The organism is uncultured Microbacterium sp. (assembly GCF_937927635.1).
Taxonomy (GTDB): domain Bacteria; phylum Actinomycetota; class Actinomycetes; order Actinomycetales; family Microbacteriaceae; genus Microbacterium.
Genome location: NZ_CALBRW010000015.1, coordinates 19,308 through 38,187, shown reverse-complemented (window position 1 = coordinate 38,187; position 18,880 = coordinate 19,308). Strand labels below are relative to the sequence as shown.

Genomic DNA, 18,880 nt, shown 5'->3' with positions numbered 1-18,880 from the left:
ACAGCCGGGGTTTCCTAATCTCGAAGGATGTCCTATTCCGCGCATCGCCCTGGTCGGATGGATTCGCAGGGGCGGATCTCGTTCGAGACCGACGCCCCCGACGGCTCGGTGAGCGACGACGACCTCGACTTCCTGCGCAGTTTCGAGCCGCGCGGGAGCGCGGAGACGGTGACGGATGCTGTGACGCACCCCACTGAGGTCATCGAGCCGCTTCCCGCCGAGCCGGAGCCTGTTGCGGCGCCGGAGGCGAAGCCGGCCAAGGCTCCCAAGCCGCGGCGCGCGCTCCGTCCGAAGCGCGAGCGCACGCCGGGTTCGCGGCTGCGCACGATGGCCATCCTCGGCGGCGCCGAGGGCGCGATCCTCGACCGCGTGCCCGGCGAGACGCCGCGGTTCGTGCAGATGTTCTTCGTGCTGCTCGGCACCGCGCTGGTCTCGGCCATCTCGATGTTCTTCGCTCTCACCACCGGCGTGCAGCTGCTGGCCTGGCTGGCGCTGCCGCTGGCCCTGGTGTGGATGGTGCTGATCTTCAACCTCGACCGGTTCCTCACCGCGACCATGTCCTCGACCCGCAGCGTGGGCAAGCTCATCGCCCTGGCACTGCCGCGCGTGGCCATGGCCGCGCTGATCGGGTTCCTGGTCGCCGAGCCGCTCGTGCTGCAGGTGTTCCACAACGACATCGCCCGCGAGGTGGCCGCCACCAACATCACCCAGTCGCAGTCCGACCAGACCGCGCTGGAGAAGGGACCGGAGAAGAAGGCACTGGATGCCGCCACCAAGCGCGTCGCGGTTCTGGAGAACCAGGCCGCCACCGGCATCGTCGCGGGAACGGCATCCGGCTCCGCCTCGACCGCCGCCGCGCAGTCCACCGTCGACGACATCACCACCAAGATGGCCGAGCAGCAGAAGGTCATCGACACCGCGCGCACCCTGTACCAGTGCGAGCTGACCGGCGAGGGCGCCGGCACCGTGCCCGGCTGCACGGGCGTGAACGGCCAGGGCTCCAGCTCGGATGCCGCCAAGGCGCAGCTGGCCGCCGCCCAGCAGACCTATGACGCACTGGCCGCCCAGCTGCGCTCGGCCAACGCCGATCTGAACACCGCCGAGGGTGCTGCGAAGCAGAACGCCACGGCATCCGAGACCACCAACCGCCAGCAGGCGAAGGACCAGCTGCCTGCGGCGAAGAAGACCTACGATCAGGCGCTGGCCGCCTACAACGCCCGCGCTGACGCGGTCGCCGCCGGCAACGCCGGCGCGGTGGGGCTGCTCAGTCAGATCTCGGGGCTGAACAGGCTCTCCGCCAAGGAGCCGACCATTCTCTGGGCGCACTGGCTGATCGCGGCGCTGTTCTTCATGATCGAGCTGCTGCCGGTGCTGGTGAAGGTGCTCACCAGCTACGGCGACGAGTCGCTGTACGAGAAGACCGCCGCCATCCGCAAGCAGGTCGAGTTGGATCGGGTCAGCGCCGAGGGCTTCCGCGACCGCGCGGCGATCGTGAGCGCGGGGGCTGCATCCCCGACATCCGCTCCGTCCCCGGCATCCGACCCAGCGGGCGGCGCCCCGACAGTGCCGCTCACCCGCGCCGACATGCGCGAGTCCGTCTCGGTCTGAGCCCGTCAGGCGGGCTGGACGTCGACGGTCACGCCGGCGATCCAGCGGTGGACGCCACCGGCGTCGTCGACCAGCAGACCGGACGTGTCGGGCGCGCGTGAGATCCACGACAGGTCGTCGCCCGCGACGACCGCCGCCGTCGCCCAGACGTCGGCGCGGGTGAGGCCCGGTGCGATGACGGTGGCGGAGCGGATGCCGGTGGCCGGCCGCCCCGTGCGCGGGTCGATGATGTGCGCACCGCGCTCCGCGCTTCCGGAGGTCGCCACGGCGCCGTTGCGCACCGGCACGGTCGCCAGCACCCGAGTGCGATCGGTGGGATCGACGATGCCGATGTTCCACGTCCAGTCGGAGGATTCGGCCGTGAGCACCTGCAGGTCTCCGCCGACGTCCAGGCCCACGGCCTGCACGGCAGGCTCCGAGAGCAGCGGCGCCAGATGCTCGCGGAGCGCGCGCTCGGCCGCCCAGCCCTTCACGCATCCGGTCGGGTCGAAGGCGCCGCCGAGGTGCGCGCTGAACAGGCCACGGGTCTCGAACTCCGCCCCGTCGCAGGCGTCGGAAACCTCGCGCACCCAGGGGTCGGCGGCGGCGACGGTCAGCTCGCCACGGGCGATCCGGCGGATGTCGGACTGCTCGTCGTACATCGAGAACACCCGGTCTGCACGGCGCAGCAGCCCGAAGGCTCCGTCCACCGCGTGCTCGAGCGCAACGGCATCCGCACGTCCGATCACATGGATGCTGGCGACCGTGCCCATCACAGGGCACACCCGCACCTGCCGCGCTGTCATGACTGCGCCTGATCCAGCGCGCTCTGCAGCGACTGCGCGTACCCCTGGCTGGTGTACGTGGCGCCGGAGATCAGGTCGATCTGCGCGGACTGCGCGGCCGTGGTCTCGCTGACCAGCATCGGCACGGCCTGCTGGTTGATCTCGCGGTCCCGTGGGCTCTGCGTGGGGTACTCGACCACGTCCACCGACGAGATCCTCCCGCCGCTGATCTGCACCTGCACCTGCACGGGGCCGTAGCGGGTGTTCGCGGACTGGCCCGTGTACGTGCCGTCCTTCAACCCGCTCGAGGCGGTGCCGGATACTGAGGAGCCGGACGCGCCGGATGAGTCGCCCGAGCTGGAGGAGCCGGTGCCGGTCGTCCCGCCGGAGTCCGACGACGACCCGGTCGACCCTGTCGCCGGTGCGCTGCTGGTGGTCGAGCCGGTGCCGACCACGGCATCCGCTGTCGGGATCGCAGCTCCGGTGGAGGTGCGATAACTGAACAGCAGCACCACTCCGCTGACGGTGGCCAGCATCGCGTAGGCGATGCGCTTCATCGGCTTGTCCATGATTCTCTCCTCGATCCGTCTTCTCGAGCGCTCAGACTCCGTAGGCCTCACGGTGGATGTGCGAAGCGGCGAAACCCGCCGCGCGCAGGTCGCGGATCACGGCATCCGTCCACTCCGGCGGACCGCACACGTACGCGTCGTGATCCTCGACCACGGGCGCCAGGTGGCGCAGGGCGTCGGCGCCGCTCCAGCCGGCGTGCGACTCGGGCAGCCAGGTGGCTCCGGATGCCGCGCGCCGACCGGGCAGCGCGATGTGCTGCACGCCCCGGTCGCGCACCAGCGCAGCCAGGGCATCCGTGCGCAGCGCCACCTCGGGGCGCGTGTCGCGGGTGACGATCACCGCCTCGCCGGGTGCGTAGTCCTCGCCCTCCAGCAGCGACACCAGCGGGGTGACTCCCGCGCCTGCGCCCAGCAGCAGCATCCGCCGTGCCCGCCTGCGCTCACCGGTGAATCCGCCGTAGGGGCCTTCGACCAGCACCCGCGTGCCGGGGCGCAGCGAGGCGAGGCGCCTGCTGCCGTCGCCGGCGAGGCGGGCAGAGATGGTCAGCTCGTCGTCTACGGGTGCCGCCGACAGTGAGAACGGGTGGCCGCGCGTCCAGCCGGGGCCGGCCAGGAAGCGCCAGACGAAGAACTGGCCCGGACGCGCTCCCAGTCGTGCGAGCCCTTGCCCGCGCATCCGCACGGTCACGCCGTCCGCGCCGTCGCGGGTCACGCTCGCCACCCGCAGCAGATGCCGGCGGGAGACCACCAGCGGCACGAGCAGGCGATAGACGATGACGGCGACGAGGGTGAGGATCCACAGGCTCCACCAGAACCAGGTGGCCGCCGCGGATGCCGTGAAGTCAGCACCCGTCCACAACTGGTGCGGCAGAGCCAGCCCGGCGCCCAGGTAGCCGTACAGGTGCAGCAGATGCCAGGACTCGTAGCGCAGCCGCCGACGCGCTCGCCGCATCGACGTCACGGCCACGAGGATCACCAGCGCCGTGCCGGCGGTCGCGAGCAGCATGCCCGGGTAGTCGACGACGAACTGCCACAGCTGCACGAGCGGGTTCAGCTTCGCGTCGGCGGCATAGCCGAGCGTCTGCAGCACGATGTGCGCGAGCATCAGGGCGAACGACCAGAACCCCACCAGCCGGTGCAGGCGGGTGATGCCGTCGTGCGTGAAGCCCCGCTCGAAGAGCGGCACGCGCGCCATCAGCAGCACCTGCAGCAGCAGGAGGTTCGCCGAGACCAGGCCGGTGATCCGGCCCAGCGCGTCGAGCGCCTCGCCGCCGCCGGTCACGAGCGCCTGGATGCCGCCGCCTGAGACCCACAGCGCTGCGACATGCAGGCAGGTGCCCCAGACGACGACGCTCGCGCCGAGGTTCCAGGCATCGGTCCGGCGGCGACGGGATGCCCTGTCTCGGGCATCCCGTCGAATCGCTTCGCGGGGGAGGGCGATGGCGGCCATGGTGTGCTCCAGAGGCGATCGTGGACGGCTGGGGTGCCGGGGTGCGATCCCGCGTCGGAGCGACGACGGCGGGATCGCAGCCCGGAGTCAGGAGCCGGGCGTGCTGCTCGGGTCGGGGACGGTGCCGTCCGTGCCGTTGGAACCGTCGGTGCCGTTCTGGCCGTTCGTGCCGTTCTGGCCGTCGCCGAACCGCTGTCCGCCGTCGTTCTGGCCGTTGCCGAAGCCCTGGCCCCCGCGTGGTCCGTTCTGACCGCCGGAGTCGCCGCGCATCGGGCCGCGGTCGCCGTGACCCCAGGCCTGCTCGTGCATGCCGAAGCCCGGGCGCAGCTCGCCGTGGGCGAGCCAGCCTCCGCCGAAGCCCACCATCAGCACGACCAGGCCGCCGGCGATGCCGGCGCCGATCCTCGTGCCGGTGCGGCTCCAGAACGGCTTGGCCGGTGTCGCGGTGGCGACGGCGGCCGGTGCCACGGGCAGGGCCGCCGCAGGTGCGGCCGCCGCCGGCGGTGCCTGAGGAGGCAGAGCCTGAGCCGGCGGTGCCTGAGGGGGCAGAGCCTGCGTCGGCGCCGCTTCGGGGATCGGCGTGGTCTCGGCCGTGCCCCCGCTCGCGACGGAGGCTGCGTTCGCGGCCGTCGCATCGGGGACGCTCTCGGCGGGGACTCCGCTCTGGTCTGGTGTGTTCTCGCTGTGATCGGTCATGGCATGACTGTCCCGCGCGTCCGCCAAGACAGCACCAAGAATCGGCCCGCCCCGCCGTTCTCATAGCTTTCGGATCGACGATTCCCAGGAGACGACTCAGCGCAGCGGCAGCTCGAGCAGGAACGTCGTGCCCGACGGCGAGGACTCCTCCACGCGCACTGATCCGCCGAACCTGTTCGCGACATCGCGCACCAGCGCGAGTCCCAACCCGAACCCGCGACGCTCGGCGGATGCCGTGGAGCGGGCGAACCGCTCGAAGATCCTCGACGAGTCCATATCGCCCAGCCCCGGGCCCCGGTCGGACACCCGGATCTCGGCCCGGTGCGCGGTCGCGGTCGCGGTGACCTGAACGATCGCATCGTCGGGGCTGTAGCGCACGGCGTTGTCGAGCAGCGCGATCACCGCCCGCATCAGCGCGGTCGGCTCCGCAGCGACCTGAAGCTCCCCGGAGGCGTCGACCTGAACGCGCACCCCGCGCTCGGCTCCCTTCGGCGCGATGACCGCCGCCGCATCGCGCAGCGCCTTTCCCACAGATGCCGAGGCGGAGGCATCCGACTCCTTCGTACCGGCGGACTCCGCCGCCAGCAGCAGGTCGGTGAGCACGGCATCCATCACCACGGCATCCCGGCGCAGGTCGGCGAGGACCGGCGTGACGTCCTCGCCCTGCCGCAGCCGGTGCTCGGCCAGCTGGATGCGGCTGTTCAGGGTGGTCAGCGGCGTGCGCAGCTCGTGGCTGGCATCCGCGACGAACGCGCGCTGCACGCTCAGCGCCTCCGCCAGGGGCTGGGACGCCCGGCGCGACGCGTACCAGGCGATCACCCCCAGCAGCAGCACGCCCACGACGCCCATCACGATCACCACCGGCAGCACGTCGTCCAGATCCAGGATGCGGTCGCCGCGGGGCTCGCCGGGCCGCCCGAACGGCTGGTGCGGGCGGGGTCGCGATGCCGTCAGCAGCGTGGTGATGATCGTGATCGTGACCACGGCCACGACGGCGGCCGAGGCGATGCCCACCCACAGGCCCGTCCGCAGCGCCGAGCGCTGCACGCGGGCTTTATCGGCCGCGACGGCGCGTTCCGAGCGGGCGCTCATCGCGGCATCCCGCTGCGGTAGCCGTGCGCGCGCACGGTGTCGATGATCTCGGGGGTGGACTTGCGGCGGATGTAGTGCACGTAGGCGTCCACCGTGCCCGCTGAGCCGCCGGGGAACACGTCGGCGACGATCTCGTCGCGGGAGAACACGTGCTCGGGGCTCGAGGTCAGCAGCTCCAGCAGATCGGCCTCGGCCTGGGTCAGCGCGACGCGGTCGCCGTCGGGCGCGTACAGCGCGAGGGAGGTCGTCGAGAACAGCCAGTCGCCGATCTCCCGTCGCGTGCCGGCGCCACGGCCCCGCCGCAGCGCGCGCAGCCGGGCGCGCAGCTCGTCGAAGTCGAAGGGCTTGAGCAGATAGTCGTCGGCGCCGGCATCCAGCCCGCTGATCCGATCGGCCACGGTGCCCAGCGCCGTGAGCATGATCGCGGGGGTCGCGATGTGCGCGGTGCGCACCGCCTGCAGCAGCTCGGCACCCGACATCCCTGGCAGCCGACGGTCCACGACCATCACGTCGTAGCGATGCCCGAGGGCGCGCTCGAGGCCCTCCTCGCCGGTGCGCGCGTGGTCGACGAGGTACTCGTCCGAGAGCATCTCCACGACGATCGCGGCGGCCTCGGCCTCGTCCTCGACGTACAGCAGGCGCGGCAGCGTGGACATGGCGACAAGTGTGGCAGACGCGCGAACAGTGCGGGCTGTGAGCGGATAGCGTTGGACCATGGTCAACTATCGCTATCTCGGCAACAGCGGTCTCAAGGTCTCTGAGATCACCTACGGCAACTGGGTCACTCACGCGTCTCAGATCGACGACTCCGCCGCGATCTCGACGGTGCACGCCGCTCTGGATGCCGGCATCACCACCTTCGACACCGCCGACACCTATGCCAACACGGCCGCCGAGGTCGTGCTCGGCAAGGCTCTCGCCGGGCAGCGCCGCGCCGGCCTGGAGATCTTCACGAAGGTGTACTTCCCGACCGGCCCGAAGGGCCCCAACGACACCGGTCTGAGCCGCAAGCACATCCGCGAGTCCATCGACGGGTCGCTCACGCGCCTCGGCGTGGAGTACGTCGACCTGTACCAGGCGCACCGCTACGACTACGAGACTCCGCTCGAGGAGACCATGCAGGCGTTCGCCGACGTGGTGCGCGCGGGCAAGGCGCTGTACATCGGCGTCTCGGAGTGGACCGCAGAGCAGCTGCGCGCGGGCCACGACCTGGCCGTGCAGTTGGGCATCCAGCTGGTGTCGAACCAGCCGCAGTACTCCATGCTGCACCGCGTGATCGAGGGCAAGGTCGTCCCGACGTCCCAGTCGCTCGGCATCTCGCAGATCGTCTGGTCGCCCATGGCGCAGGGCGTGCTCAGCGGCAAGTACCTGCCCGGTCAGCCCGTGCCCGATGGCTCGCGTGCCACCGACCCGCACTCCGGTGCGCACTTCATCGAGCGGCTGCTGAAGGACGACATCCTCACCGCCGTGCAGAAGCTCAAGCCCATCGCCGCCGAGGCCGGTCTGACGATGCCGCAGCTGGCCATCGCCTGGGTGCTGCAGAACGAGAACGTCGCAGCCGCGCTGGTGGGTGCCTCGCGCCCGGAGCAGCTGGCCGAGACCGTCAAGGCCTCCGGCGTGACGCTGGATGCCGACGTCATGGCAGCCATCGATGCCGCCCTCGCGGGCGTCGCGAACACCGATGTCGAGGACACGTACTCGGTGTCGCCGAAGCGCCGCCTGGTCTGAGGTGCCGGCCGGGGCCGGCTTCGGTCAGCCCCGGCCGAACATCGCGCCGGGGTTGAGGATGTTCTGCGGGTCGAGCGCCTTCTTGATGCGCAGGTTCAGCTCCAGCACGTCGTCGCCGAGGTAGTCCGCCAGCCAGGGCTGCTTCAGGCGCCCCACACCGTGCTCGCCGGTGATCGTGCCGCCCAGTCCGATGGCCAGGGCCATCACCTCGCCGAAGGCGAGATCGGCCTGGGCGCGCTGGGTGGCATCCTCGGGATCCAGCACGATCAGCGGATGCGTGTTGCCGTCGCCGGCGTGCGCGACCACGGCGATCTCGATGCCGCGCTGCTCGGCGATCTGCCGCATGCCCTCGATCAGGTCGCCGAGCCGGGGCAGCGGCACTCCGACGTCCTCCAGCAGCATGGCCCCGCGCTTCTCCATCGCGGGGATGGCCTGACGCCGTGCCTCGATGAGCGCCTCGCTCTCGTCGGGGTCGCTGGTGGCGTACAGCTCGGTGGCGCCGTGCAGCCCGCAGGTCTGCTCGATGGTCGCGATCTGCGCCTCGGCGACCTCGGCCGGCTCGTCGGACTGCACGATGAGCATGGCGGCGGCATCCCGGTCCAGGTCCATCCGCAGCATGTCCTCGACGGCGTTGATGGTGATCTGGTCCATGAACTCCAGCATCGACGGGCGCATGGCGGCCTTGATGTCGACGACGGTCTGGATCGCACCGGCCACGGTCGGGAAGACCGCGACCAGCGTGGTGGGCGTGCGCTGCGCGGGCACCAGGCGCAGCGTCGCCTCGGTGACGATGCCCAGCGTGCCCTCGCTGCCGACGAACAGCTTGGTGAGCGACAGGCCCGCCACGTCCTTCAGGCGCGGCCCGCCGAGCGTGATCGCACGACCGTCGGCCAGCACCACCGTCATACCCAGGACGTAGTCGGTGGTCACGCCGTACTTCACGCAGCACAGGCCGCCGGCGTTGGTGGCGATGTTGCCCCCGATCGAGCAGAACGCCTGCGACGAGGGGTCAGGCGGGTACCACAGGCCGTGCTCGGATGCCGCGGCCTTCACCTCCGCGTTGAACGCGCCCGGCTGCACGACCGCCATCTGCAGCGCCGGGTCGATGCGGATCTCGCGCATCCGCTCCAGCGAGATCACGATGGCGCCGTCCACGGCGGACGATCCGCCGGACAGGCCCGAGCCCGCACCGCGCGGCACGATCCCCACGCCCTCGCGCGCGGCGATGCGCACGGCGGCCTGCACGTCCTCGGTGCTGGTGGCTCGCACCACGGCCAGCGGGGTGCCGGCATCCGGGTCCTCAGCGCGATCGCGCCGGTAGGCCTCCAGGGAGTCCGGGTTGGTGATCACGGCGCCCTCGGGGAGCGCGTCGATCAGGTCTGCGATGACGGTGTCGACACTGCTCATGCTTCTGCGATGTCCACCTGCAGATCGTGGGTGAGCTGCTCGATGTCGGCGCGCAGCGCCTCCAGGTCGACGGATGCCGGCATGGTCGCCGTGACGGCGGACTCGAACAGCCGGCCGCCGGCCATCGCCGCGTCCCGCGTCTGCGTGGTCATGCTCTGGATGCTCAGCGCATGGCTGCTGAGCACCCCGGTGACCTCGCGCACGATGCCGGGGCGATCATCTCCCAGCACGGTCACCGAGACGCGGCGCTCCACGGCGGGCGCGTCGACGTCGGCGCCGGTGCTGACGGTGACCGCCAGCATCCCGTCCAGCCCGCGCAGCGCCTCGCGCAGCTCGTCGACGCGGTCGTCGGCGACGGTCAGCTGGATGACGCCCGCGAACGTGCCCGCGAGCTCGGCGAGGCTGCTGTTCTCCCAGTTGCACCCGTAGGCGCCGGTGAGCTCCGCGACGGCGGAGACGAGTCCGGGGCGATCCGCTCCCGCGACCGTGAGGATGAGCGTGGTCATGCGCTCAGCGTAGCTGGCCCCAGGCGCCGCCGGTGAGGAACCGCTCCATGCGCTCGCGGTGCGGGGCCAGATCCCAGCCCTGCGCGACCACCCACTCGTCGGAATAGTAGGTCTCGGCGTAGCGCGCACCGCCGTCGCAGATCAGCGTGACCACGCTGCCGGTCTCGCCGGCATCCCGCATGCGCGAGATCAGCTCGAAAGCGCCGTACAGGTTGGTGCCCGTCGAGCCGCCCGCCCAGTGCAGGGTGCGCTCGCGCAGCAGCCGGATGGCGGCGACGGAGGCGGCATCCGGCACCTGGATCATCTCGTCGATCACGCTCGGCACGAACGACGCCTCCACACGAGGGCGCCCGATGCCCTCGATGCGGGAGGGCGCGCCCGTGGCATCCGCATCGCCCTTCCAGCCGGCGTAGAAGGCCGACCCCTCCGGGTCGACCACGGCCACCTGCGTGGCATGCCGGCGATAGCGCACGTAGCGGCCGAAGGTGGCGCTGGTGCCGCCGGTTCCGGCGCCGACGACGATCCAGCGGGGGATCGGATGCCGTTCCTGTGCCAGCTGGCTGAACACGCTCTCGGCGATGTTGTTGTTGCCGCGCCAGTCGGTGGCGCGCTCGGCATAGGTGAACTGGTCGAGGTAGTGGCCGCCGCACTCGGATGCCAGCCGGCGGGCCTCCGCCGAGATCTCCGACGCATGCTCGACCAGGTGGCAGCTGCCGCCATAGAACTCGATGAGGTCGATCTTCTCCTGGCTGGTGGAGCGCGGCACGACCGTGACGAAGTCCAGTCCCAGCATCCGCGCGAAGTACGCCTCGGACACGGCGGTGGAGCCGCTGGAGGACTCCACGAGCGTCGTGCCCTCGTCGATGAGCCCGTTGACCAGGCCGTACAGGATCAGCGAGCGCGCCAGCCGATGCTTGAGCGAGCCGGTGGGGTGCACGGACTCGTCCTTCAGGTACAGGTCGATGCCCCAGTCGGCCGGCAGGGGGAACAGGTGCAGATGCGTGTCGGCGGAGCGGTTGGCGTCCGCCTCCAGGACTCGGATGGCGGAACTGACCCATTCACTCATGACTCGAGCGTACCGGCGCGCCCCCGGTCAGTTGTCGGTGAAACCGCCCTACGTCGCCGCGACCTGCATGTCGGTGAGGAAGAACAGGTAGGCGCTCACGGCTGTGTCGTTGAAATCGGTGTGCTCCAGCCTCTTCCACAGCGAGCCGTCCTTGCGTGCATCGCGATAGGCATCGATCTTCGCCTGCAGCTGCTCGGCGATGGTGGCCGGATCGGCGATGATGTCGCCGTCGGCGGCGGTCTCGTCCGAGGGCACGGCGGGTGTCGTGGCCACGGGCTCATCGGGGGCGCTCTGGCGAGGGCTCGTGAAGATGCCGGTGGCCAGCAGACTGCTGATCAGCACGACCAGCACGATGACGCCCGCGGTGATCGCGAGGATGATGGCCGGCGTCACCCAGCGCGCGGAGCCGGATGCCGGTTTCGCGGGCGCCTGCGGCTGACCGCCCCACACCGGAGGCGGAGGCAGCTGCGGGCCGGCGTGGGGTGCGGCGGAGCAGCAGGAGAGGAGTGCGCGGCGTACGGCGGTTGCGGTGCGTATTGCGCGGGTCCCGTTGCGGTCGGGTGAGCACCGTACGGTGCTGAACCGTACGGTGCTGAAGGCATGGGCGCGCCGGGAGGCGGTACGGCCGGGACGCCGGGGTGTGCTCCGTATGGCTGTGTCGCAGCCGTCCCGTATGCCGGTGCGTCGGTATCCGCCTGTTCCGGTGGTGGTGGGATGACGGGATAGCCGTCATCGGGCTCCAGCGAATGCTGGTCGGTCATGGTGTCCCCCCCCCGGGGTCGTGCCGCCTTCGAGCGTAGCCGGAGCGGGTGTCCGAATCGGCGTGAGGACTCAGCCCTGCGCCTGCCGCGCCCGGTAGGCGGCGACGGCGTTGCGGTTCGCGCAGGTGGTGGAGCAGTAGCGCTTGGATCGGTTGCGGCTGAGGTCCAGCGCGATGGCCCGGCAGTCGGCATCCTCGCAGACCGCCAGCCGCCTGCCCTCGTCGGCGCGGATGACGTCGATGAGCGCCATGGCGGTCTCGACGAGGATGCGCTCGGGCAGCGGATGGTCGTCGGCGACGGCGTGCAGGTGCCAGTCGGCCGCATCGTGCCTGGTCAGGCGCGGGGTGAGCGTGGCATCGGCGAGGGCGGCGTTGACGTGCTCGACCATCTCGTCGCGGGGAGCCAGCAGCATGTCCCGCAGCCGCGGGCGCAGTGCGCGCAGACCCTGAAGTTCGGCGTCATCGCGGTCGATGCGGCCGGTGTACGGGTACTCATCGAGGAAGGCGGCGAAGTCGTCGGTGGTCGCCAGGGTGTCCGGCTCCTCGGCGGAATTGACCAGGCTGACGGCAGCGCGCAGCGCCTCTTCCGTGTCACTGGTGAAGATCATGTTGACACCTTACATCGCACAGGAATAGTGTCATCACTCATGGGGCATGTTGCATATGACACCCGGGCGCGCACGGGCGTCGGCGCGGGTCTGCTGGTCGCGCTGGGCGCGGCATTCTCGTTCGGCATGTCCGGCGCGTGGGCGCGCGGCCTGATCGATGCGGGTTGGACCCCGGGTGCGGCCGTCACCGCGCGGGTGTGGGTAGCGGCCCTCGTGCTGCTGGTCCCCACGATCCTCGCGATGCGCGGTCGCTGGCACGTGCTGCGCCGCAACGCCGGCATGATCATCGCCTACGGACTGCTGGCCGTCACCGCCACGCAGCTCTGCTACTTCCAGGCGGTGGCCGTGATGGACGTCGGCATCGCGCTGCTCATCGAGTACACCGCACCGGTGGCGGTCGTGCTGTGGCTGTGGCTGCGCCGCGGCGAGAAGCCCACCGGCCGCAGCATCCTGGGCGCGGTGATCGCCTTCGCGGGCCTCATCCTCATGCTCGACATCCTCACCGGCGCGCGCGTCGATGTCGGCGGCATCTTCTGGGCGCTCGCCGCGATGGTGGGCGCCGCGACCTACTTCGTGCTCTCCGCCCGCGAGGACACCGGGATGCCGCCCATCGCCCTCGCCGGGGTCGGGCTGCTGCTGGGCGCGCTGGGCCTGACCACGGCGGGCCTGACCGGCGTGCTGCCCATGCACTGGAACCTCGACGACGTCGCCTACCGCTTCGGTTCCGTGCCCTGGTTCGTACCCGTGTTGGCCATCGGCCTGCTGGCGACCGCGCTGGCATACGTGCTCGGCATCGCTTCGACGCGGATGCTGGGCTCGAGACTGGCATCTTTCGTCGCCCTCGCCGAGGTCATCGCCGCGATGCTTTTCGGCTGGATGCTGGTGGGACAGCTCCCCGAGCCGGTCCAGCTGCTGGGTGCCCTGCTGGTGATGGCCGGCGTCGTGGTCGTCAAGCTCGGCGAGCCGGCCGCGGCCGAGGCATCCGCTGCGGTGGAACCGATCCTCGTAGAGTGATGCCTCGGCCGATCCGGCTGACCTGCCGCTGAGGCCCGACACCCCGGGATACGGCCGACACCCCGTGCTGTGGGCGTCTGCAGCACGGGGTGTGGACGTCAGCACGGGGTGTCGGCGCAACAGGCGGCTCAGCCGATCCGCCTCCGATACGCGCGCATCGCGAACACATAGGCGATGACGAGGATGCCGACGCACCAGGCCAGCGCGACCCAGATCGACGAACCCACGGGCTCACCCGCGAACAGCGCCTGGATCGAGTTCACGATCGAGGTGACCGGCTGGTTCTCGGCGAACCAGCGCACCGGGCCGGGCATGGTCTCGGTCGGCACGAACGCCGAGCTGATGAACGGCAGGAAGATCAGCGGGTAGCTGAACGCGCTGGCGCCGTCGACGGTCTTCGCCGACAGCCCCGCGATCACGGCCAGCCAGGTCAGCGCCAGCGTGAACAGCGCCAGGATGCCGATCACGCCCAGCCACGCCCACACGCTCGCGCTGGTGCGGAAGCCCATCAGCAGCCCCACTGCGAAGATGATCGCCAGCGTGATGCCGTTGGCGACCAGCGAGGTGAGCACGTGCGCCCAGAGGATGCTCGACCGCGAGATGGGCATGGAATGGAACCGCTCGAAGATGCCGCCCTGCAGATCCGTGAACAGCCGGAACGCCGTGTAGGCGATGCCCGAGGCGATGGCGATGAGCAGGATGCCGGGGAGCAGGTAGTCCACGTAGCTCTCGGCCCCGATGCTCTGCCGCAGCGCGCCGCCGAACACGAACACGAACAGCAGCATCAGCGCGATCGGGGTGACCGCCGTGGTGATGATGGTGTCGGCGCTGCGCAGGATGTGCCGCATCGAGCGGCCGGTGAGAGTGGCGGTGTCCGCCACGAAGTGCGTGGTCATGCGGCATCCCTCCCGACCAGGCTCAGGAAGATCTCCTCGAGCGTGGGCTGCTTCTCGACGTACTCGACGGTCGCGGCCGGCAGCAGCTGCTTCAGCTCCGCCAGCGAGCCGTTCGCGATGATGCGCCCTTCGTGCAGGATCGCGATGCGGTCTGCCAGGTGCTCGGCCTCGTCGAGGTACTGCGTGGTCAGCAGCACCGTGCGACCGGCATCCGCCAGCTCCTTCACCACGTTCCACACCTCGATCCGCGCCTCGGGATCCAGTCCGGTGGTGGGCTCGTCGAGGTAGATGACCTCGGGGTCGCCGACCAGGCTCATGGCGATGTCGAGCCGTCGCCGCATGCCGCCCGAGTAGGTGCCGGCGCGCCTCGCGCCCGCATCCGTCAGCCGGAACCGGGCCAGCAGCGCATCCGCCGCCGCACCCGGGTCCGGCAGGTGCCGCAGGCAACCGACCAGCACGAGGTTCTCGCGCCCGGTGAGGACCTCGTCGACCGCGGCGAACTGCCCGGTCAGGCTGATCGACCGGCGCACGTCGAGCGGCCGGGCCGCCACGTCGAACCCGTTGACGGTCGCGCCGCCGGCATCCGCCTGCGACAGCGTCGACAGGATCCGCACGAGCGTGGTCTTGCCGGCCCCGTTCGAGCCCAGAAGCGCGAAGACGCTGCCGCGCTCGACGGTGAAGTCCACGCCCCGCAGCACGTGCAGGCCCTTGAAGGACTTCTGCACGCCGCGCACGGTGATCGCGTCGGTCATGAGCCTTCAGCCCTCTCGGCATCCTCGATCGCCTGGGTGAAGCGCGCGCGCTCCTTGTCCTGCCATTCCTTCGCGGCGTACGCCCTGGCGAAGGTGTCGGCGAAGTCGACCGGGTCGTCGCCGACGATGCTGTGCACGGAGGTGCCGTCGACGGCGGCCGCCTCCCAGAGGTCGGCCAGGTCGGTCAGCATCCGGATGATGACGTCGCCGTCGACGATGCCGCTGGTGTTCAACAGGTAGCGGTGCATCGCCTTCGCAGCTGTCCCGTACGGTTCCGGCAGGCTCTCGATGCGGGCCTTGTCCTGCCGGTACTGCTTCTTCTGCTCGAGCGGTCCGGTGACCGCCTCGATCCACTTCATGGCCATGTCAGTTCTCCCTGTTCTTCGGGTTCAGTTCTTCGATTCGTCCTGCGAGGAGGCTCCAGGTCGTCCAGAACTCGGCGAGCTCCTGCTCGCCCCGGTCGTTGAGCGTGAAGACCTTGCGCGGCGGGCCCTTCTCACTGGGCACCTTCTCGACGTCGACGAGGCCCTTCTGCTCGATGCGCACCAGCAGCGCGTACACGGTGCCCTCGGCGATGTCCTCGAAACCGCGGTCGCGCAGCTGCGCGGTGATCTCGTAGCCGTAGGCCGGTCTGCCCGACAGCAGCGCGAGCACGATGCCCTCGAGCGTGCCCTTGAGCATCTCGGTCAACTGCTTGCTCATCGGCGCTCCCTTCACTACTCAGTGTCATTGACTACTAGTACATAGTAACGCTGAGTACTGAGAATGCAAGAAGATTCTTATGTATACGCAGAGCCATTCAGAACAGCGTATGATGGCGTTCGCGCGCGTTTGTGTATACGATGAGCTCTATGAGCACTGCCGTCGACTCCCCGCGCGCCGGCGACCGCGCGTACGCGGCGCTGCTGGAGGAGATCCAGTCCGGGGCTCTTCCCGCCGGCGCCGTGCTCGCCGAGGCCGAGCAGGCCGAGCGCTTCGGCGTGAGCCGCACGCCCCTGCGCGAGGCGCTGCGCAGGCTCGTGGCCGACGGCCTCGCCGTGCAGCAGTCGCCGCGTGTCACCGTCGTCGCGGCACTGGATGCCGACGACATCCGCTCCCTGTTCGAGATCCGCCGCGCGCTGGAGGAGACCGCCGCGCGGCTGGCGGCCCAGCGCGGCGATCGGGATGCCTTCGCCGCGCTCGCCGCGGAGTTCTCGCACGTCGACCTGGCCGGCGACGCCGGCCGCGACGCGTACTACGCGCTCATCGCCCGACTGGATGCCGAGATCGACGCATCCCACGGCAACGACTACCTCACCTCCGCCCTGCGACCCGTCCGCACCCACCTCGTGCGGGTGCGCCGCATGGCGCGCGACAAGCCCGCGCGGCTGGCGGCATCGGCATCCGAGCATCTGCTCATCGTCCGTGCCCTGGCAGCCGGCGATGCGGAGCTCGCCGCGCACGCCACCCACGTCCACCTGCACAACGCCCTCACCGGCATCCTCGAATCTCTCCAGAACGAAGGAACCCCATGACCGTCACCCATCACGTCCGTGTGTACCGCTCCGAGGAGGAGCTGCCCCGCGAGGAGCAGCTGGCCTGGAAGATCGCCGAGGTCGCCGCCGACCCGGTGGAGGTCGAGCCCGAGGTCGTCGAGATGATCATCAACCGCATCATCGACAACGCCTCCGTGGCCGCGGCATCCCTCACCCGCGGCCCGATCATCGCCGCCCGCGCACAGGCCTTCAGCCACCCGGTCTCCACCGGGGGAGCGGGGTCGACGATCTTCGGCGCCGAGCTCGATCACCGCACCAGCCCCGAATGGGCGGCGTGGGCCAACGGCGTGGCCGTGCGCGAGCTGGACTACCACGACACCTTCCTCGCCGCCGAGTACTCGCACCCCGGCGACAACATCCCGCCGATCCTCGCCGTCGCGCAGCACGCCGGATGCGATGGACGCGCCCTCGTGCGCGGCATCGCCACCGGCTACGAGATCCAGGTCGACCTGGTGCGAGCGATCTGCCTGCACGCGCACAAGATCGACCACGTCGCGCACCTCGGCCCCTCCGCCGCCGCCGGCATCGGCACCATGCTGGATCTGCCCGCCGAGACCATCTACCAGGCCGTCGGACAGGCGCTGCACGTCACCACCGCCACTCGGCAGAGCCGCAAGGGCGAGATCTCCACCTGGAAGGCGCACGCCCCGGCGTTCGCCGGCAAGATGGCCGTCGAGGCCGTCGACCGCGCCATGCGCGGCCAGACGTCGCCCAGCCCGATCTACGAGGGCGAGGACGGCGTGATCGCCTGGATGCTGGACGGCCGCTCTCATGGGGCAGATGACGAAGGCGCCTCGTACGACGTGCCGCTGCCCGCTCCGGGCGAGGCCAAGCGCGGCATCCTCGACACGTACACCAAGGAGCACTCCGCCGAGTACCAGGCGCAGGCCATCATCGACCTGGCCCGGCGCCTGGGCACCGCCCGCCCCGAGCTGCGCGACCCGGCGAACATCGCGTCGATCGTCATCCACACCAGTCACCACACGCACAACGTGATCGGCTCCGGCGCGAACGACCCGCAGAAGTACGACCCCACGGCTTCGCGCGAGACGCTCGACCACTCCGTGCCGTACATCTTCACGGTTGCCCTGCAGGACGGCACCTGGCACCACGTCGACTCGTACCTGCCGTCTCGTGCGGCACGGCCCGACACCGTGGAGCTGTGGCACAAGGTCACCACGGCCGAGGACCCGGAGTGGACGCGCCGCTACCACTCCATCGACCCCGCCGAGAAGGCGTTCGGCGGTCGTGTGGAGATCACGCTCACCGACGGCTCGACGGTCGTCGACGAGATCGCCGTGGCCGACGCGCACCCGCTGGGCGCCCGGCCGTTCGGCCGCGAGCAGTACATCCGCAAGTTCCGCATCCTCGCCGAGCCGGTGCTCGAGCCCGCCGAGATCGACCGGTTCCTCGAGCTGGTGCAGCGCCTGCCCGAGCTGACCGCCGCCGAGGTCGGCGAGCTCTCGATCATCGCGAAGCCGGGCATCCTGGCATCCGCCCCCGAGGCCCCGAAGGGACTGTTCTGATGCTGTACTCATCCACCCCGGCGCACGAGAAGCGCCGGCTGTTCCGGGAGCGGCTCGCGACCGGCGAACTGCTGCGCGTCCCCGGCGCGTTCAACCCGCTGTCGGCCCGGCTCATCGAGCAGAAGGGCTTCGAGGGCGTCTACATCTCGGGCGCCGTGCTCTCCGCCGACCTCGGCCTGCCCGACATCGGCCTCACCACGCTCAGCGAGGTGGCCGGCCGCGGTGCGCAGATCGCCCGGATGACCGAGCTGCCCGCCATCATCGACGCCGACACCGGGTTCGGCGAGCCGATGAACGTCGCGCGCACCATCCAGACGCTGGAGGATGCCGGGCTCTCCGGCACCCACATCGAGGACCAGGTCAACCCCAAGCGGTGCGGCCACCTCGACGGCAAGCAGGTCGTCGACGAGCAGACCGCGCTGAAGCGCATCCGTGCCGCCGTCGATGCGCGCCGCGATGAGAACTTCCTGATCATGGCCCGCACCGACATCGCCGCCGTCGACGGCCTCGACGCCGCGAAGGACCGCGCCAAGGCCCTCGTCGATGCCGGCGCCGACGCGATCTTCCCCGAGGCGATGCGGTCGCTCGAGGAATTCGCCGCGATGCGGGATGCCGTGGACGTGCCGATCCTGGCCAACATGACCGAGTTCGGCAAGAGCGACCTGTTCACCGTCGACCAGCTGCGCGACGTGGGCGTGAACATCGTCATCTGGCCGGTGTCGCTGCTGCGCATCTCCATGGGCGCATCGGCCCGCGCACTCGATACGCTGATCGAGGAGGGGCACCTGACCTCCAAGCTCGGCGAGATGCAGCACCGCGCCGACCTGTATGACCTCATCGACTACGAGTCGTACAACCACTTCGACTCCGGCGTCTTCAACTTCACCGTCACGAAGGGCTGAG

The 18,880-nt window shown here is 70.4% G+C and carries 21 protein-coding genes; 6 read left to right on the top strand and 15 right to left on the bottom strand.

Features of this window, described 5'->3' with window-relative positions:
* Positions 1 to 27 precede the first annotated feature (27 nt).
* On the top strand, positions 28 to 1,608 hold the full coding sequence (locus Q0568_RS04515; protein ID WP_298862917.1) for a DUF4407 domain-containing protein: 1,581 nt from the start codon (positions 28 to 30) through the stop codon (positions 1,606 to 1,608).
* A 5-nt stretch (positions 1,609 to 1,613) separates the two neighbouring features.
* Here Q0568_RS04515 and Q0568_RS04510 read toward each other — a convergent pair whose 3' ends face one another.
* The 6 genes from Q0568_RS04510 to Q0568_RS04485 all read right to left on the bottom strand — a co-directional run bounded on the left by Q0568_RS04510 (position 1,614) and on the right by Q0568_RS04485 (position 6,835).
* Entirely contained in the window at positions 1,614 to 2,393 is a 780-nt protein-coding gene (locus Q0568_RS04510; RefSeq protein ID WP_298862914.1) for an FAD:protein FMN transferase, read from the bottom strand.
* Positions 2,390 to 2,941: an FMN-binding protein gene (locus Q0568_RS04505; RefSeq protein ID WP_366941345.1), complete on the bottom strand. Its 552-nt coding sequence runs from the start codon at positions 2,939 to 2,941 to the stop codon at positions 2,390 to 2,392. Before Q0568_RS04505 ends, Q0568_RS04510 begins: the two co-directional genes overlap by 4 nt.
* 31 nt (positions 2,942 to 2,972) lie before the next feature.
* Positions 2,973 to 4,391, bottom strand: a complete 1,419-nt coding sequence (locus Q0568_RS04500; protein ID WP_298862911.1) for a ferredoxin reductase family protein — start codon at positions 4,389 to 4,391, stop codon at positions 2,973 to 2,975.
* Positions 4,392 to 4,478: 87 nt separating this feature from the next.
* On the bottom strand, positions 4,479 to 5,087 hold the full coding sequence (locus tag Q0568_RS04495) for a hypothetical protein (RefSeq protein WP_298862907.1): 609 nt from the start codon (positions 5,085 to 5,087) through the stop codon (positions 4,479 to 4,481).
* Positions 5,088 to 5,183: 96 nt separating this feature from the next.
* Positions 5,184 to 6,179 carry a HAMP domain-containing sensor histidine kinase gene (locus Q0568_RS04490; protein WP_298862904.1) on the bottom strand — a complete coding sequence of 332 codons (996 nt, stop codon included), beginning with the start codon at positions 6,177 to 6,179 and terminating at the stop codon, positions 5,184 to 5,186.
* Positions 6,176 to 6,835, bottom strand: coding sequence for a response regulator transcription factor (locus tag Q0568_RS04485; protein WP_298862901.1), 660 nt, complete (start codon positions 6,833 to 6,835; stop codon positions 6,176 to 6,178). Before Q0568_RS04485 ends, Q0568_RS04490 begins: the two co-directional genes overlap by 4 nt.
* 58 nt (positions 6,836 to 6,893) lie before the next feature.
* Here Q0568_RS04485 and Q0568_RS04480 point away from each other — a divergent pair, with 58 nt between their 5' ends.
* Positions 6,894 to 7,907, top strand: a complete 1,014-nt coding sequence (locus tag Q0568_RS04480) for an aldo/keto reductase family protein (protein WP_298862898.1) — start codon at positions 6,894 to 6,896, stop codon at positions 7,905 to 7,907.
* 24 nt (positions 7,908 to 7,931) lie between these two features.
* Here the strand turns inward: Q0568_RS04480 and Q0568_RS04475 are convergent, their stop codons facing one another.
* The 5 genes from Q0568_RS04475 to Q0568_RS04455 all read right to left on the bottom strand — a co-directional run bounded on the left by Q0568_RS04475 (position 7,932) and on the right by Q0568_RS04455 (position 12,254).
* Positions 7,932 to 9,314 carry an FAD-linked oxidase C-terminal domain-containing protein gene (locus Q0568_RS04475; protein WP_298862895.1) on the bottom strand — a complete coding sequence of 461 codons (1,383 nt, stop codon included), beginning with the start codon at positions 9,312 to 9,314 and terminating at the stop codon, positions 7,932 to 7,934.
* Positions 9,311 to 9,820 carry an ACT domain-containing protein gene (locus tag Q0568_RS04470; RefSeq protein ID WP_298862893.1) on the bottom strand — a complete coding sequence of 170 codons (510 nt, stop codon included), beginning with the start codon at positions 9,818 to 9,820 and terminating at the stop codon, positions 9,311 to 9,313. Before Q0568_RS04470 ends, Q0568_RS04475 begins: the two co-directional genes overlap by 4 nt.
* Before the next feature lie 4 nt (positions 9,821 to 9,824).
* Positions 9,825 to 10,886 carry a PLP-dependent cysteine synthase family protein gene (locus Q0568_RS04465; RefSeq protein ID WP_298862890.1) on the bottom strand — a complete coding sequence of 354 codons (1,062 nt, stop codon included), beginning with the start codon at positions 10,884 to 10,886 and terminating at the stop codon, positions 9,825 to 9,827.
* A gap of 48 nt (positions 10,887 to 10,934) precedes the next feature.
* Positions 10,935 to 11,336, bottom strand: a complete 402-nt coding sequence (locus Q0568_RS04460) for a hypothetical protein (RefSeq protein ID WP_298862887.1) — start codon at positions 11,334 to 11,336, stop codon at positions 10,935 to 10,937.
* Between the two features lie 381 nt (positions 11,337 to 11,717).
* Positions 11,718 to 12,254, bottom strand: a complete 537-nt coding sequence (locus Q0568_RS04455; RefSeq protein WP_298862884.1) for a CGNR zinc finger domain-containing protein — start codon at positions 12,252 to 12,254, stop codon at positions 11,718 to 11,720.
* A 39-nt stretch (positions 12,255 to 12,293) separates the two neighbouring features.
* Between Q0568_RS04455 and Q0568_RS04450 the strand changes: the two genes are divergently transcribed.
* Positions 12,294 to 13,268, top strand: coding sequence for an EamA family transporter (locus Q0568_RS04450; protein WP_298862880.1), 975 nt, complete (start codon positions 12,294 to 12,296; stop codon positions 13,266 to 13,268).
* A gap of 128 nt (positions 13,269 to 13,396) precedes the next feature.
* On the opposite strand, the gene Q0568_RS04445 is transcribed toward Q0568_RS04450, so the two are convergent.
* From Q0568_RS04445 to Q0568_RS04430, 4 genes are read right to left on the bottom strand one after another with little or no spacing between them, the layout of a single operon-like run.
* The gene (locus tag Q0568_RS04445) at positions 13,397 to 14,164 is read right to left on the bottom strand and encodes an ABC transporter permease (RefSeq protein ID WP_298862877.1); all 768 of its coding nucleotides are present in this window, start codon (positions 14,162 to 14,164) and stop codon (positions 13,397 to 13,399) included.
* Positions 14,161 to 14,916 (bottom strand): ATP-binding cassette domain-containing protein, encoded by a 756-nt coding sequence (locus tag Q0568_RS04440; protein ID WP_298862874.1) that lies wholly within the window; start codon positions 14,914 to 14,916, stop codon positions 14,161 to 14,163. The genes Q0568_RS04445 and Q0568_RS04440 overlap by 4 nt, the downstream gene beginning before the upstream one ends.
* Positions 14,913 to 15,281 (bottom strand): DUF1048 domain-containing protein, encoded by a 369-nt coding sequence (locus tag Q0568_RS04435; RefSeq protein WP_298862871.1) that lies wholly within the window; start codon positions 15,279 to 15,281, stop codon positions 14,913 to 14,915. The genes Q0568_RS04440 and Q0568_RS04435 overlap by 4 nt, the downstream gene beginning before the upstream one ends.
* 1 nt (position 15,282) lies before the next feature.
* Entirely contained in the window at positions 15,283 to 15,618 is a 336-nt protein-coding gene (locus tag Q0568_RS04430; protein ID WP_298862869.1) for a PadR family transcriptional regulator, read from the bottom strand.
* A 149-nt stretch (positions 15,619 to 15,767) separates the two neighbouring features.
* Between Q0568_RS04430 and Q0568_RS04425 the strand changes: the two genes are divergently transcribed.
* The 3 genes from Q0568_RS04425 to prpB are packed head-to-tail and all read left to right on the top strand — an operon-like array spanning position 15,768 to position 18,879.
* Positions 15,768 to 16,430, top strand: coding sequence for a GntR family transcriptional regulator (locus tag Q0568_RS04425; RefSeq protein WP_298862865.1), 663 nt, complete (start codon positions 15,768 to 15,770; stop codon positions 16,428 to 16,430).
* The gene (locus Q0568_RS04420) at positions 16,427 to 17,977 is read left to right on the top strand and encodes an MmgE/PrpD family protein (RefSeq protein ID WP_298862862.1); all 1,551 of its coding nucleotides are present in this window, start codon (positions 16,427 to 16,429) and stop codon (positions 17,975 to 17,977) included. Before Q0568_RS04425 ends, Q0568_RS04420 begins: the two co-directional genes overlap by 4 nt.
* Positions 17,977 to 18,879 carry a methylisocitrate lyase gene (prpB, locus tag Q0568_RS04415; protein ID WP_298862859.1) on the top strand — a complete coding sequence of 301 codons (903 nt, stop codon included), beginning with the start codon at positions 17,977 to 17,979 and terminating at the stop codon, positions 18,877 to 18,879. Before Q0568_RS04420 ends, prpB begins: the two co-directional genes overlap by 1 nt.
* The last annotated feature ends 1 nt before the right edge of the window (position 18,880 follow it).